General features: G+C 71.3%; 11 protein-coding genes. 8 read left to right on the top strand and 3 right to left on the bottom strand.

Annotation, left to right across the window (positions count from 1 at the left end; translation table 11 throughout):
* Positions 1–1113: MFS transporter (locus tag VM306_RS38055; protein ID WP_325523785.1), on the top strand; the 1113-nt coding region annotated here is incomplete at its 5' end.
* Here VM306_RS38055 and VM306_RS38050 read toward each other — a convergent pair.
* Positions 1100–1696 carry a helix-turn-helix domain-containing protein gene (locus tag VM306_RS38050; RefSeq protein ID WP_325523783.1) on the bottom strand — a complete coding sequence of 199 codons (597 nt, stop codon included), beginning with the start codon at positions 1694–1696 and terminating at the stop codon, positions 1100–1102. The two genes, VM306_RS38055 and VM306_RS38050, sit on opposite strands and share 14 nt — an antisense overlap.
* 68 nt (positions 1697–1764) lie before the next feature.
* On the opposite strand from VM306_RS38050, the gene VM306_RS38045 reads away from it, so the two are divergent.
* Positions 1765–2721 carry an alpha/beta hydrolase gene (locus tag VM306_RS38045; protein WP_325523781.1) on the top strand — a complete coding sequence of 319 codons (957 nt, stop codon included), beginning with the start codon at positions 1765–1767 and terminating at the stop codon, positions 2719–2721.
* On the opposite strand, the gene VM306_RS38040 is transcribed toward VM306_RS38045, so the two are convergent.
* Entirely contained in the window at positions 2711–4480 is a 1770-nt protein-coding gene (locus VM306_RS38040) for an amidase (protein WP_325523779.1), read from the bottom strand. The genes VM306_RS38045 and VM306_RS38040 overlap by 11 nt on opposite strands.
* 21 nt (positions 4481–4501) lie before the next feature.
* Positions 4502–5449, bottom strand: coding sequence for a patatin-like phospholipase family protein (locus tag VM306_RS38035; RefSeq protein ID WP_325523777.1), 948 nt, complete (start codon positions 5447–5449; stop codon positions 4502–4504).
* Between the two features lie 230 nt (positions 5450–5679).
* Here VM306_RS38035 and VM306_RS38030 point away from each other — a divergent pair, with 230 nt between their 5' ends.
* From VM306_RS38030 to VM306_RS38005, 6 genes are all read left to right on the top strand, one after another.
* Positions 5680–7290, top strand: coding sequence for an ABC-F family ATP-binding cassette domain-containing protein (locus VM306_RS38030; protein WP_325523775.1), 1611 nt, complete (start codon positions 5680–5682; stop codon positions 7288–7290).
* Positions 7283–8914 (top strand): ABC-F family ATP-binding cassette domain-containing protein, encoded by a 1632-nt coding sequence (locus VM306_RS38025; protein ID WP_325523772.1) that lies wholly within the window; start codon positions 7283–7285, stop codon positions 8912–8914. Before VM306_RS38030 ends, VM306_RS38025 begins: the two co-directional genes overlap by 8 nt.
* Positions 8915–8916: 2 nt before the next feature.
* The gene (locus VM306_RS38020) at positions 8917–9666 is read left to right on the top strand and encodes a DUF899 family protein (RefSeq protein ID WP_325523770.1); all 750 of its coding nucleotides are present in this window, start codon (positions 8917–8919) and stop codon (positions 9664–9666) included.
* A gap of 373 nt (positions 9667–10039) precedes the next feature.
* On the top strand, positions 10040–11302 hold the full coding sequence (locus VM306_RS38015; protein WP_325523769.1) for a cytochrome P450: 1263 nt from the start codon (positions 10040–10042) through the stop codon (positions 11300–11302).
* Between the two features lie 88 nt (positions 11303–11390).
* On the top strand, positions 11391–12662 hold the full coding sequence (locus VM306_RS38010) for a hypothetical protein (protein ID WP_325523767.1): 1272 nt from the start codon (positions 11391–11393) through the stop codon (positions 12660–12662).
* A gap of 81 nt (positions 12663–12743) precedes the next feature.
* On the top strand, positions 12744–15458 hold the full coding sequence (locus VM306_RS38005) for a GH92 family glycosyl hydrolase (protein ID WP_325523765.1): 2715 nt from the start codon (positions 12744–12746) through the stop codon (positions 15456–15458).
* Positions 15459–15491: the final 33 nt, after the last annotated feature.

Below are 15491 nucleotides of genomic sequence, written 5' to 3'. Positions count from 1 at the left end.
GCGGCCGGAGCCCCTACCCCGCTGTTGCCGATCTACCAGGCGCAGTGGGGGTTCGCGCCGTGGATGCTGACGCTGGCGTTCGGCGTCTACGCGTTCGCGTTGCTGGTGACGATCCCCGTGGTCGGGTCGCTGTCCGACTACGTGGGGCGGCGGCCGTTGATGATCAGCTCGCTCGCGCTCGACCTGGTGGCGATGGTGGTGTTCCTGCTGTCGCCGTCGATCGAGTGGCTGATCGTGGCGCGGATCGTGCAGGGCGTCGCGACCGCGGCGGCCTCGAGCTCGCTCAGCGCGGCCGTCGTCGAGCTCGCCCCGGAGCGGCACAAGAAGCTCGGCGCCCAGATGACCAGCATGGCGCCGCTCGCCGGGCTGGGCATCGGCGCGCTCTACTCGGGCCTCATCGCCCAGTTCGCGTCCGACGCGGCGTTCGCGGTGTGGATGGTGCTCGTGGTGATCATGGCGCTGGCGACGCTGTTCGCGGTGTTCACGCCGGAGACCGCCACGCGCAAGCCGGGCGCGCTCGCCTCACTGATCCCGCGGGTGTCCCTGCCCGCACAGGTGCGCCGCCTGTACGCGACGACGGTTCCGGGGATCGTCAGCGCGTTCATGATGATGACGCTCTGGATGGGACTGGTTCCCGTCGTGCTGGTGTCGGTCTTCCACGTGCGCGACCCGATCGTCGGCGCGCTGGCCGCGTTCGTCGTGTTCGCGGTCGGCACGGTCGTCTCCGCCGGGACGAGCGCGGTGCGCCCGCACCGGTTGCGGCTCGCCGGGACGAGCGGGATGACCGCGGGCGCGGTCGTGTTCGTCGGCAGCATCGGCGCCCACGCGCCGTCGCTCATCTGGGTCTCCGCGCTGCTCACCGGAGCGGGCATCGGCGCCGCGTTCGCCGGCACCACGCGCGGGCTCGTGCCGGAGGTCGCGCCGCACGAACGCGCGGGCCTGTTCACCGCGATCTACGTCGTCGGCTACCTCGGGATGGGCGTCTCCGCGATCGTCGCGGGCCTCGTCGCCGGAGTCGTCGGCGCGGCGGCCATGGCGTCCGGGTTCGGGGTCGCCACCGCGGTCGTGGGACTGGTCGGCGTGATCGCCACCGCCAGGCTCAACCGGAGGTAGCCGCCCGGTGCGGGTCGGCGTGGACGTGCGCCCGCACGCCCTGCGGGTCGAACAGCACCACCAGTTCGACCGCGCCGCCGTCCGCGCTGCCCAGCCAGTGCGGCGACGAGGTGTCGAACTCGGCGGCCTCCCCCGGCGGCACCGTCAGGTCCAGGTCGTCGAGCACCAGCCGCAACCGTCCGTTCAGGACGTACAGCCACTCGAACCCGTCGTGCGTCTTCAACGCGGGTTCGAGTGGCTTTTCCGTTGCGGGGATGAGCATCTTGAACGCCTGCACGCCGCCCGGCCGCCGGGACAACGGCACGAACGTCATCCCGTACCGGTGGATCGGCGTGAGGTGGATGCGCGGATCACCCGTGCGTGGCGCGCCGACGAGCTCGTCCAGCGGCACGTTGTAGGTGCGCGCCAACGGGAGCAGCAGTTCCAGGGTGGCGCGGCGCTGCCCGCTTTCCAGGCGGGACAACGTGCTCTCGGAGATGCCCGTGGTCGTCGCGAGGTCGGCGAGGGTGATGCCGCGGTGACGGCGCAGCGCCCGCAGCCGGGGACCGACGCCGTCGAGCACCTCTTCGGTTTCGCGGTTCACGGTCCGCCATCTTGCCAGAGCGGCAAGTTTTCGTGCCAGATCACGACGAACCCCTCCACGCTGAGGCCATGAAACGCCTCGTGCTCGCACTTCTCCTGATGCTCACGGCCTGCGCGCCGACACCAGCGGAAGCCCCTGCCCACACCACCGCCACGCGCGACGACCCCGCGTTCCAGAACGGCTTCAAGCACGAGTTCACCGACGTCGAGGGCGTCCGGATGCATTACGTGACAGGTGGAAGCGGCTCGCCGGTCGTGCTGATCCACGGCTGGCCGCAGACCTGGTACGGCTGGTGGCCGATCATGCCGGCACTCGCCGAACGCCACACCGTCTACGCCCTCGACCTGCCCGGCCTCGGTGACAGCACCGGAGCGGCGAAGAGCTACGACAAGGCCACGCTCGCGAAGTACGTCCACGCGCTGACGCGGAAGCTCGGTATCAAGAACCCCTCGATCATCGGCCACGACCTCGGCGCCGCCGTCGCGTTCCAGTACGCCGTCCAGTTCCCCACAGACACGGCCAGGCTCGGCTACCTCGACCTGCCGCTGCCGGGCCCCGCGATCGACGCGCGCACCTACCGCAACCTCAGCTGGCACATCGCCTTCCACTCCCAGCGCGAGGTGCCGGAGGCCGTCGTGCACGACGACGTCCGCGATTACCTGCGCCTCTTCTACCCGCAGGTCTCCTACCAGGGCACGGCGTTCGGCGGCACCTCGACGAAGTCGCCGTTCACCGACGCCGAGGTCGACGAGTACGCGCGCACCTACGGCAAGGCGCTGACGAACGGGTTCGAGCTCTACCGCGCACTGGACCAGGACGTGCGCGACACCGAGGCCGCGCAGCCCGTGCGGGCACCGACCCTGGTCATGGCCGCGGAAGGACAGGCCGAGTCGATCCGCGGCACGGCGGCCCCGCGGATGACGAACATCGTCCGCACGGTCGACGTGCCGCGCGCCGGGCACTGGCTCGTCGAGGAGAACCCGGAGTTCGTCACCGCGGAGCTGCTGCGGTTCCTCAGCTCATGACCGGGAAGCGGTCGGACCACGGCAGCGCCTCTTCGAGCTGGGCCGCGAGCCTGATCAGCAACGACTCCCCCGCCAGCGGCGCCACGAACTGCACGCCGAGCGGCAGGCCGTCCGCGGTCCAGTGCAGCGGCAACGAGATCGCGGGCCGCCCGGTCAGGTTCGCGAGCTGCGTGTACGGCACCCAGCCGAGGTTGTCCTGGATCATGTCGTCGACGATCCTGGTGTGCCGCAGGAACCGCGCGGTGCGGGTCTTGAGCAGCACGTCGGTCGCCCGCCGCAACGACACCGGCAGGTCGAACTGGCCGACCTTCGGCGGCGGGGTCGCGAGCGTCGGCGTCAGCAGCAGGTCGTAGGACTCGAAGAACACGCTCAGCCGGCGGGTGTGCTCGTGCCGCCTGTTGACGGCGTCCACGTAGTCGACGCTGCTCGTGGCCCGTCCCAGCGCCGCCATGAGCAGCGTGTCGCGTTCGAACGCGATGTCCGGCGCCCCGGTCAGGCGCTGGGCGTCGGCGACCTTCCACGCGAGGTTCACGAACCACGTCAGCAGGAAGTCCTTGGCGAGCACGGCGTCGTCGAACGGCGCCTGCGGCAGCTCCTCGACGTGGTGGCCGAGGCCGGTGAGCACGCGGACGGCCGACTCGACCGCCTTGACCGCCTCGGGGTCCGGATCCGGGGTGATCGCCGACGGCACCCGCACGCCGATCCGCAGCTCGCCGGGATCCTCGCCGACGCACGACAGGAACGACTGCGACGGCATGGCCACCGAGTAGGGCCCGGACGCCTCGCCGCCGGAGATGACGTCGAACATCGCCGCCGTGTCGCGCACGGTCCGCGACACGACGCCCTGCACCGCCGCGCCGTGCATCATCTCGGCGGCATCGGGCCCGAACGGCGTGAGTCCGCGCCCCGGCTTCAGCCCGACGAGTCCGCAGCACGCCGCCGGGATCCGCGTCGAGCCACCACCGTCGTTCGCGCCGGCGCATGGCACGATCCCGGCGGCCACCGCGGCCGCGCTGCCGCCGGACGAACCGCCGGGAGTGTGGTCGAGGTTCCACGGGTTGCGCGCAGGGCCCCACGCCTGCGACTCGCTGATCGCCTTGGCGCCGAACTCCGGCAGGTTGGTCTTGCCGAAGATCACCAGCCCCGCGTCGACCCACCGCTGGACCACGGTCGAGTGCTGGGCCACCGGGTGCCGCATCAGCGACCGCGACCCGTTGGAGGTGGGCAGGCCCGCGTAGTCCTGGCCGAGGTCCTTGATCAGGAACGGCACCCCGGCGAACGGCCCGGTGAGGTCCTCCGACGGCTCGGCGGGGACGTCCCGGACGATCGCGTTGAGCCTCGGGTTCACCTCGGCGGCGCGTGCCCTCGCCGTCTCCAGGAGCTCCGCCGCGGACACCTGCCTGTCCGCGACGAGCCGGGCCAGGCCGGTCGCGTCGTACTTCCGGTACTCGTCGAAGTCCACGCGATCAAAATAGCTGTCCGGCCACCTCGAAGACGATCTCGCGCACGACCGCCGGGCTCTCCACCTTCCCTGCGGGACGGCGGCCATCAGGTCGGCCGCCCGGCGGTTGAGCTTCGGCCGCCACTCGGTCATCCCGCGCTCGCCCCTGCCCGCCGGCACGTCCGGCGTGCGCGCGGCCCGCAACCGGCGCATCACCGGCAGGGCAGCCCGGATCTGCCGCGCCTCCCGGGCGCCCATCCGCATCGCCGCCGCGCAGGCTAAGCAGCGGGCCGCGACCTGCGCGTTCCTCGTGGCCATGACCTCGGCCAGGGCCGAGCGTCACCGGCTCTCCTCCGGGCAGCCGACGAGGGACGCCAGCGCCTCCCGCGCGGCGGCCACGCCGGTCTCGAAGGCCGCCCGCAGCACGTCCGGGCCGCGTTCGGTGCGGCCGATCTGCGCACTGCCCAGCGGTGGCCTGATCTGCAGGCAGGCGGGGTGCGAGTTCAGGGCCGCCTCTTCCTCCACCCACGACTCGACGCGCCGCATCCACGGCTCGGCGGCGCCCGGCGCGTACCGGGCGAACCAGCGCGTCAGCAGCAGCCGCTCGGCGCGGACGGGAGGCATCGCGACCTCGTCGGTCCGCCGGGTGCGCAGGGCGACGACGTGCGTGGCGCCCTGGGCCAGCGCTGTCCTCACCGGCACCATCTCGGTCAGGCCCGCGTCGACGTACGGGCGGCCGTCGATCACGACGGGTTCACCGGCGAGCAGCGGCATCGCGGTCGAGGCCCTCAGCGCGGTCTGCAGGCTCAGCGTGTCGTGGATCGTCCTGTGCAGGTCCGTGGACTCGCCGCTCAGGCCGTCCGTGGCCATCGGGTGGAACTCGACCGGGTTGTCGAGGATCTCCTCGAAGCCCATGGGGTGGAGCTCCGTGTAGATGTTGTGGATCAGGTGGCGCGTGTCCACGACCGGGCGCCTGCTGAACATGCGGCGCGGGTTGATCGTCGTGCGCATCACCGCCGGGTCCCACCAGGCGTGCTTGCTGCGGTCGGCGCGGCCGCACAGCAGCCAGGCCGCGTTCAGGGTGCCCGCGGAGCTGCCGTAGACGGCGTCGAACAGCGGCAGCAGGCCGTTCTGCTCGATCGGGATGGTCATGCCGCTCGAGTACGCGCCGCGCGAGCTGCCGCCCTCGACCAGCAGCACGAGCCGGGCGCCGTCGTCGCGTCGTCCCGGAACGCTGTGCCTGCGCCGGCGTTCGCGCAGCAGCTCGAGGACGGGTTCGTTGCTCACCACACACCCGAGTGAATCATGGATCCGGTACTCCCTTCGCGACAGCTGCTACCGTGGAGGGGAGATCAACGCCCCTCTCTAGGAGCTCGACGTGCTGGTGGGTGAAGACGACATCTCCGGGTGAGCCCGGGATGTGACAGGCCATCGACAGCGGTGGCCGTTTCGTCGTCCCCTTTTCCACTCGCGCGATGCGATCACGCCGCGCGCAGCACACCCGAGGTCTCACACCCATGTCCGACGCATTCATCGTCGTGTCCGGCCTGTCCTTCTCCTGGCCGGACGACACCCCCGTGTTCGACGGCCTGTCCGTCACCGTGCCCGGCGGCCGCACCGGTCTCGTCGCCCCGAACGGCGCCGGGAAGTCGGCTCTGCTCAAGCTCGTCGCCGGTGCGCTGACGCCGTCGGACGGCACCGTGACCGTCGACGGCGTCCTCGGCTACCTCCCGCAGGACCTGCCGCTCACCGCCGGGCGGACCGTGGCCGAGGTGCTCGGCGTCGCGGACGTCCTGCGCGCCATCAGGGCCGTCGAGTCGGGTGACGCCGCCGAGGAGCACTTCACCACCATCGGCACCGACTGGGACGTCGAGGAACGCACCCGCGCCCAGCTCGACCGCCTCGGCCTCGCCGATCTCTCACTCGACCGCGTGCTGGGCACGTTGAGCGGCGGCCAGGTCATCTCGCTCGGCCTCGCCGCTCAGCTGCTCAAGCAGCCAGACGTGTTGCTGCTCGACGAGCCGACGAACAACCTCGACCTGGAAGCACGTCACCGGCTTCATGACGTGCTGGACGACTGGCGCGGCTGTCTGCTCGTCGTGAGCCACGACCGGGCGTTGCTCGACAGGATGGACCGCATCGCGGAGCTCGACGGCGGTGAGATCCGCTTCTACGGCGGCGACTTCACCGAGTACGAGGAGGCGGTCGCGGCCGAGCGCGAGGTGGCGGAGAAGAACATCCGCAGCGCCGAGCAGGAGGTCAAGCGCGAGAAGCGGGAGATGCAGCAGGCCCGCGAACGCGCGGCCCGGCGTGCCTCGAACGCGCAGAAGAACCTGTCGAACGCGGGTCTGCCCAAGATCTTCGCGGGCAACATGAAGCGCAACGCCGAGGTGTCCGCCGCCAAGGCCGACGGCACGCACGCCGCCAGGCTCAGCGCCGCGAAGACCCGGCTCGACCAGGCCGAGCGCGCGCTGAAGGACGAGCAGAGGATCAGCCTCGAGCTGCCGCAGACCGCCGTCCCGTCCGGCCGCACGCTGTTCACCGGCACGGGCATCCGGGTGCGGGAGCTGTTCGACGGCCTCGACCTGACGATCCGCGGCCCGGAACGCATCGAGCTCGCCGCACCGAACGGCGCGGGCAAGTCGACGTTGCTGCGCGTGGTCCACGGCTCGCTGACGCCGGACAGCGGCGAGGTGAAACGGGCCGACGGCCGCGTGGCGTACCTGTCACAGCGCCTGGACCTGCTGGACGACTCCCGCACGGTGGCGGAGAACCTCGCCGCGTTCGCCCCCGCCATGCCCCCGGCGGAGCGGATGAACGCGTTGGCGCGCTTCCTCTTCCGCGGCGCGCGGGCACACCTGCCGGTGGGCGTGCTGTCCGGCGGCGAACGGCTGCGCGCGACGCTGGCGTGCGTCCTGTTCGCCGAACCCGCGCCGCAGCTGCTCCTGCTCGACGAGCCGACGAACAACCTCGACCTGGTGAGCGCCGGGCAGGTGGAGAGCGCGCTCAACGCGTACCAGGGCGCGTTCGTCGTCGTCAGCCACGACGAGCGGTTCCTGAGCGAGGTGAGGATCGACCGCCGGCTGCGCCTCGACGGCGGCAAGCTGCTGGAGGCCGGTCGTGGCTGAAACGGCGCTCGTCGCGCACGAGCTGGTGCGCGGCTTCGGTGGCCGGCGCGTGCTGGACGGGGTGTCGCTCACCGCGGCACCCGGCCGGCGCATCGGGCTGATCGGCGAGAACGGCGCGGGCAAGTCGACGTTGCTGCGCCTGCTCGCGGGCACCGACCAGCCCGACGGCGGCACCGTCCGACGTCCGCCCGACCCGGGTTTCCTGCGTCAGGAGATGACGTTCCCGGACACGGCGACGGTGGCCGACGTCGTCGCCGACGCGCTGGCCGGGGCACGGGCGGTCCTCGCCGACCTGGAACGCCTCGCCGTCGACCTCACCGACGACACCGCGCTCGCCGAGTACGCGGAGCGGCTGGAACTGGCCCAGCGGCTGGAGGCCTGGGACGCCGATCGCCGTGCCGGGGTCGTCCTCGACGGGCTCGGGCTCGGCGACGTCACGTGGGAGCGCGCGCTCGGGACGTTGTCGGGAGGTCAGCGCCGCCGCCTGGCGCTGGCCGCGCTCGTCGTCCGCAGGCCGTCCGCGCTGCTGCTCGACGAGCCGACCAACCACCTCGACGACGCCGCGGCCGCGTTCCTGGAGGAGCAGCTGCGCGGCCTGCCCGGCGCCCTGGTCGTCGCGAGCCACGACCGGGCGTTCCTCGACGCGGTGTGCACGGACCTGCTCGACCTCGACCCCGCGGTCGACGGTCCCGTGCGGTTCGGCGGCACGTACAGCGAGTACCTGCGGCAGAAGCGCGCCGACCGCGCCCGGTGGGAGCGGCAGCACGCCGAGGAGCAGGAGGAGCTGGCCGAGCTGCGGGGTTCGCTGGGCCTGATCGCGGGCCGGGTCGCGCCGAACAGGGCCATGCGGGACAGCGACAAGATGGGCTACGGCGTGCGGGCCAACCGCGTGCAGAGCCAGATCTCCCGCCGTGTCCGCAACGCCACCCGCCGTCTGGAGGACCTGGAACGCCGTGCCGTGCCCGCTCCCCCGCGCCCGCTGGGCTTCTCCGCACCGTTGACGACGTCGGCGGGCGAACTGGTGTCGCTGCGGCGGGTCCGCGTCCCCGGACGCCTCGCCCTGGACCTCCTCGACGTGCGCGAGGGCGACCGGCTGCTCGTGACCGGGCCGAACGGCGCGGGCAAGTCGACGTTGCTGCTGGTGCTGGCCGGGCGGCTGGAGGTGCAGGGCGTGCGGCGGCAGCCGGGGCTGAGCGTCGGCCTGCTCGACCAGGACACGACGTTCGCCAACCCGCGCCTCACCGCGCGGGCCACCTACGGCCGTGCGCTCGGCGCCGAACGCGTCGCGGAGGTACCGCTGGACTCGTTGGGGCTGCTGCACAGGTGGGACCTGGGCAAACCGGTCGGCGCGCTGTCCGTCGGCCAGCGACGCCGGCTCGCCCTGGCGATGCTGGTGGCCTCACCGCCGCAGCTGTTGTTGCTCGACGAGCCCACGAACCACCTGTCGCCGACGCTGTGCGACGAGCTGGAGGACGCGCTGGGACCGGGTCCCGGCGCGATCGTCCTGGCGAGCCACGACCGGTGGCTGAGGTCGCGCTGGACAGGCGCGGAGATCTCCATGTCGAAATCCGCCGCCCAGGTTCGACACCTCCGTGGAAGCGAACCCGACACCACGGAGGACTGACCATGACCGGACAACCGCCCGTCGTCGACCTCGGCACCTGGCAGCAGGCCCGCGACGAGCTCCTGGTCCGCGAGAAGGCCCACACCCGCGAGGGCGACGCCATCGCCGCGGCCCGCCGCCGGCTGCCGATGGTGGAGTTCGACGGGAAGGTCGAGGTCGTCGGAGCCGGCGGGCCGGTGCCGTTCTCGGAGCTCTTCCAGGGACGCGACGAGCTCGTCGTCTACAAGCACATGTGGTGGGACGGCGCCCCGCACCAGGGCCAGTGCGAGGGCTGCACCCACGTCCCCTGGCACTTCGACGACGCCGCCTACCTCAACGCGCGCGGCGTCTCGTTCGCCTACGTCACCACCGGCGCGTGGGAGGAGGTCGCGGCGTTCGTCGAGTTCATGGGCTACTCGTCGCCCTGGTACTCGGTGCGCGGCCTGGACGAGCCCGTCGGCGGGGACATGGGATACCTGACCAGCTACCTGCGGGACGGCGACCGCACGTTCCTGACCTACTCGTCGACCGGCCGCGGCACCGAGCGGGTCAACGGGTCGCTGGGGCTGCTGGACATGACGGTGCGCGGGCGGGGCGAGGCGTGGGAGTCGCATCCCGAGGGGTGGCCGGAGCCCCGTCAGGCCGGGTGGTTCTGGCGGACGGACGCGGCCGGGAACTCCAGCTGGGGCGAGGACAGCCGGCCGGTGCCGCAGTGGACCCGTCCGGGGGCGACGCCGGTGGAGACCCTGGGACGCCACGGGCACTGCCACTAGCCGCGGCCGAGGGCACGGCGCTTCTTGTCGAACCTCGACAGGACGTGCCGCGCCTCCTCCGCGCTCATCACCTGTCGACTGTGTCAGGTAACACGATCGTTCTCGGCGATTCACCACCGGTGCACGGAAAAAGCTGACACCCTGTTCTGGAGTGGACGCTCTCCGCAGCGCACAGCGGCTCCCTGATCATCATCTGGACCAAAGTATGACGGCGCGTTAGGCCCAGGTATGACGACGTGCACGCGGCGGCGTCGTTATTGTCCGTTCCTGTGGCCGTCAGCCATCGCATCTCATCCTTTCCGCCGGAGGGACCCGTCTCATGAGGGACGTTCTGCAGTCAGCGACAGACGTCCGGTCCCGCGTGACCGGATGGATGGGGAAGAGGTTGCTCGCGCACCTCAGCAAGACCGGCTTCGACCTCGGGTCGTCGTGGTTCGTGCCCTCCAAGGTCCTGGCACCGCTGCGCCGCAACGGGTTGGACCCCGTGCCCGAACTCGCGCGCATGCAGGCGCAGGGCCCGGTCACGCGGTTGCCGCTGCCGGTCCCGGTGTGGCTGGTGACGGGCTACGAGGCGTCGAAGCAGGTGCTCGTGGACGCCGACGCGTTCAGCAACGACTTCGGCCACCTGCGGGACCTCGGCCTGTTCGCGGACGAGGCGCCGGGCGGGCTCGGGTTCAGCGACCCGCCGGAGCACACGCGGCTGCGCAAGGTCCTGACGCCGGAGTTCACCATGCGGCGGCTGTCGCGGCTCGTGCCGCGCATCGAGCAGATCGTGGCGGACCAGCTCGACCTGATGTCCATGAAGGACGGTTCGGTCGACCTCGTCGAGCACTTCGCGATGCCCGTTCCGGCGCTTACGATCTGCGAGCTGCTGGGCGTGCCCGCGAGCGAACGCGAGGAGTTCCAGCGGCGCAGCGTGTCGCGGTTCGACCTCGGCGGTGCGGCGACGGCGTCGTTGTCGGCGGTGTCGGAGTCGATCGTGTACTTCCGCGAGCTGGTGCGGGCCCAGCGCCAGGCCCCCAACGACGGGCTGCTCGGCGAGCTCATCCGCAAGCACGGTGACGAGCTGGACGACGACGAGCTCGCCGGTCTGGCCGACGGGTTGCTCACCGGCGGGTTCGAGACGACGGCCAGCATGATCTCGCTCGGCACGCTCGCGATGCTGCGCGACCCCTCCCTGTTCGACCGCGTGCGGTCCGGCGAGGAGGCCGTGAACGGGGTCGTCGACGAGCTGCTGCGGCACCAGACCGTCGTGCAGGTGGCGTTCCTGCGCATCGCGCGCCGGGACGTCGAGATCGCCGGCACGAAGATCAAGGCGGGCGACATCGTCGCGTGCTCGCTGTCGCAGGCGAACCGCGACCCGAGCGTCTACTCCGACCCGGACACCATCGACCCTGCCCGTCCTGCCGGCCAGCACCTGGCGTTCGGCTACGGCGCGCACCGGTGCATCGGCGCCGAACTGGCCAAGATGGAGCTGCGGATCGCCTACCCGGCGCTCGCCCGCCGGTTCCCCGAGCTGCGGCTGGCGGTCGAGCCGGGCGCGCTGTCGTTCCGCAAGCTCTCGATCGTCTACGGGCTGCACTCGCTGCCGGTCCACCTCGGCAGCCACACCAACCCGCTCCAGGCCGACCTGTGACGGAGGCATTCGGCCGCACCCGGCCACCCCGCGTGCGGCCGAACGGCTTCCTGCGGCAGGTGCCTCGCCGCTAGTAGCGTCCGAGGGCATGAGACGACTGCTCAGCGTCGCGTTGTCGTTCCTCCTCGTGCTCACCGCCACCCAGCCCGCGGCCGCCGACCGTTCCGGCGGCGAGCCGCTGCCCGGCTACACGATCGTCAACCCTCCGCTGGCCCCGGCGACGGTCGGCGGCAAGCCGACGACCGTCCTGCAGGGCGTGCACAGCCACGCCGGGTACATCATCGAGGTGCCGCCGCGCTGGAACGGCCGCCTCGCGATGTGGGCGCACGGATACCGCGGCGACGGCAAGGTCCTCACCGTCGACCCACCCTCGTACGGGCTCCGGCAGCGCTGGCTCGACGAGGGCTACGCGTGGGCGGCGTCCTCGTACTACAGCAACACCTACGACGTCCGAGCCGGCGTCACGACCACCCGTGAGCTCGCGTCGCTCTTCGCGCAGAAGGTGCAGCGGCCGAAGAAGGTCTTCCTCGCCGGTGTCTCGATGGGCGGGCACGTCATCGCCCGGTCGCTGGAGCAGTACCCGGGGTTCTACGACGGCGCGATGCCGATGTGCGGTGTGGTGGGCGACCACGAGCTGTTCGACTACTTCCTGAGCTACCACCTCGTCGCGCAGACCCTGACCGGCATCCGCGCCTACCCGTTGCCGCCGGACTACGCCACCACCGTGGTGCCGCGCATCCAGCAGGCGCTGGCGGGCCACGACGACCAGTTCCGCGCCCTCGTCGCCTCCCTGTCCGGCGGCGCGCGGCCCGGCACCGACGCGGCCTACGCCTACTGGCAGAACTTCCTCTTCACCCTGGTCACCAACCCGACCAGCGACGACCTCTCGGAGAACCCGCTGCAGCTCGCCACGAACGTCGCCACGCGCTACCGGCCGAACTCGCCGGTGAACGTCGACGCCACCGTGCAACGGGTCCGTCCCGCGAACCCCTTCGCGCGCAGGACCCGGGGGCTCACCGAGATCCCCGCCGTGCAGGGTCTGCCGAGCGCTCCCGTCGTGTCGCTGCACGGGATCGGCGACCTGTTCGTGCCGTTCTCGATGGAGCAGGACTACCGCGACGACGCGGCCCGCTTCGGCCGCACCCGGCTGCTGGTGCAGCGCGCGATCCGCACGGTCGACCACTGCGAGTTCTCCCCCGCCGAGGCCGGCGACGCCTGGCGCGACCTGACGACGTGGGTGGACCGCGGCACACGACCGGCCGGTGACGACGTGCGCCGGACGGACGACCCGCGGTTCGGCTGCCGGTTCAGCGACCGGCAGGCCACCGGCGGCACCAGAGCGCTCTACCCCGCCTGCTGAACCTCCTCACCTCTGCGCTCGGCGCCCCTTCACGGGCGTTGACAACGTTGTCTACCCCTGCCCGACAAGAGAGGAAGGTCCATGTTCGGCTCCCTGCACCGACGCGCCAGACACTCCATCCCACTGGTCGCGGCGGGTCTGCTGATCGCAGGCCTCGCCACCGCCACCCCCGCGGCCGCCGCACCGCTCGCCGCGCTGACCCAGCACGTGAACCCGTTCATCGGCACCGACAACAGCAACTCGCCCAACCCGGTTCCCGGCGGCGCGGGCGGCAGCACCTACCCCGGCGCCGTGGTCCCGTTCGGCATGGTGCAGTTCAGCCCGGACACGCCGACCGCCTCCCCGTCCGGCTACCGCTACAGCGACACCAAGATCGAGGAGTTCAGCCTCACCCACTTCAACGGCGCGGGCTGCGCCAACAACGAGGACCTCGGCATCCTCCCGGTCACCGGGAACCTCTCCTCCTCCCCCGGCACGAACTGGACGGGGTACGCGGGCACGTACACGAAGGCCAGCGAGTCGGCGTCGCCCGGCTACTACAAGAACCGCCTCGACACCTACGACACCGGCGTCGAACTGTCGGCGACCAAGCGCACCGGCTTCATGAAGCTCACCTACCCGGGCACGACCTCGGCCAGGGTGCTGATCAACAGCAGCCGCAGCGCCACGGGCAACCGCTCCGGCTCGATCGCGATCAACGGCAGCCAGCTCACCGGGGCGTTCACCGGCGGTGGCTTCTGCGGCTCGTCCAAGACCTACCCGCTCTACTACGCCATCCAGTTCGACCGCGCGCCGACGGGCTTCGGCACGTGGCTCGGCGGCACGGTGACCGCCGGGTCGGCGAGCGCCAGCGGCGTGAACTCGGGCGGCTACCTCACGTTCGACACGTCCACGAACTCCGTGGTGCAGCTGAAGGTCGGCATCTCGTTCGTCAGCGTCGCGGGCGCCCAGGCGAACCTCGCCGCCGAGAACGCGGGCTTCGACTTCGCCGGTGTCAGGTCTGCGGCCGACACCGCGTGGAACGACGTGCTGAACAGGGTGCAGGCGACGGGTGGCTCCGCCGCGGACCTGCAGAAGTTCTACACGGCGCTGTACCACGTGTTCCAGAACCCCAACATCGCCAGCGACGTCAACGGCCAGTACCGCGGCTTCGACCAGACCGTGCGCACGGCGTCCCACACCGTCTACCAGAACTACTCGGGCTGGGACATCTACCGCTCGTGGGCCTCGCTGATAGCGCTGCTCGCACCGGCGGAGTCCAGTGACATAGCCAAGTCCATGGTCCTGGACGGGCAGCAGGGCGGTCTGCTGCCGAAGTGGTCCCACAACAGCCAGGAGATCTTCGTGATGAACGGCGATCCCGGACCGATCGTCGTGTCCAGCATGTACGCGTTCGGCGTGCGCGGCTTCGACACGGCCGCCGCGCTGGCGTTGATGGACAAGAGTTCCAACGGCGGCACCACGCAGGGCGGGTCGATCCGCGGCCGGCAGTCCGGGTACCTCAGCCGGCACTACGTCACCGAGGACCCGTCGGACTCGCTGGAGTACTCGGGTTCCGACTTCGCCGTCGCCCAGTTCGCGAAGGCCGTCGGCGACACGGCGAAGTACAACACCTACATGACCCGCGCCCAGTGGTGGGCCAACGTGTACAACCCGGAGTCCGGCTACGTGCAGAAGCGCAACGCCGACGGCTCGTGGGCGTGGCCCGTCACGCCGGGAAGCCCGAGCGGCTACACCGAGGGCAACGCGTCGCAGTACACGTGGATGGTGCCGTACAACTTCGGCAGCCTGATCAACCTGATGGGCGGCCCCAAGACCGCGGTCCAGCGCCTCGACCACCACTTCACCCAGCTCAACGGAGGCCTCAGCCAGCCGTACTTCTACATCGGCAACGAGCCGGAGCACGGCGTGCCGTGGGCCTACCACTACGCCGCCTACCCGCAGGGCACGAGCGCGGCCGTCCGGCGCGTGATGACCGAGTCGTTCACCACCGCGGCCGGTGGCCTGCCCGGCAACGACGACCTCGGCGCCACCTCCGCGTGGTACGTCTGGTCGGCCATGGGCATGTACCCGCCCACGCCGGGTTCGGACGTGCTGGCGCTGCACGGCCCGTTGTTCCCGTCCATCACGGTCAACCGCCCCGGCGCCACGGTGCAGATCACCGCGTCCGGTGCCGGGCCGTCGGCCCAGTACGTGCAGGGCTTCAGCCGCAACGGGACGTCCTCGACGCGGACCTGGCTGCGCTACGGGGACATCTCCGGCAACACGACGCTGAACTACAGCATGGGATCGTCGCCCAGCACGTGGGGGACGAACGCCGCCGACGTGCCACCGTCCTACAACGACGGCTTCGCTCCCCCGCCGGCGGCACCGGCCCTCGGCACGAACCTGGCTCTGGGCAAGCCTTCCACGGCGTCAGCCCCGTGCGCCGACACGGAGGCGGCGGCGAAGGCCTTCGACGGCAGCCTGTCCGGCAAGTGGTGCTCGCTGGCCACCGGCACGAAGTTCCTGCAGGTGGACCTCGGTTCGGCGCAGAACGTCGGGTCGGTCGTCCTGAAGCACGCGGGGCTCGGCGGTGAGACGACGGGGTTCAACACCGGTGCGTACAACGTCCAGACGTCGACCGACGGCACGAACTGGACGACGGTCGCGGACGTGTCGTCGGTGCGTGCGAGCCGTTCGTACCACCAGTTCACGCAACGGCAGGCGCGGTACGTACGGTTGAACGTCACCACGCCGACGAACAACGGCAACACGGCGGCGCGGATCTACGAGTTCGAGGTCTACGCCCAGTAGAACGGCTGCGGGCGCACCAGGTTCCTGGTGCGC

This window comes from Lentzea sp. (assembly GCF_035525475.1).
In the GTDB taxonomy this organism is placed as follows: Bacteria; Actinomycetota; Actinomycetes; order Mycobacteriales; family Pseudonocardiaceae; genus Lentzea.
Note: the sequence above shows the minus strand (reverse complement) of the source record. Positions and strands in the feature narration are given on the sequence as shown.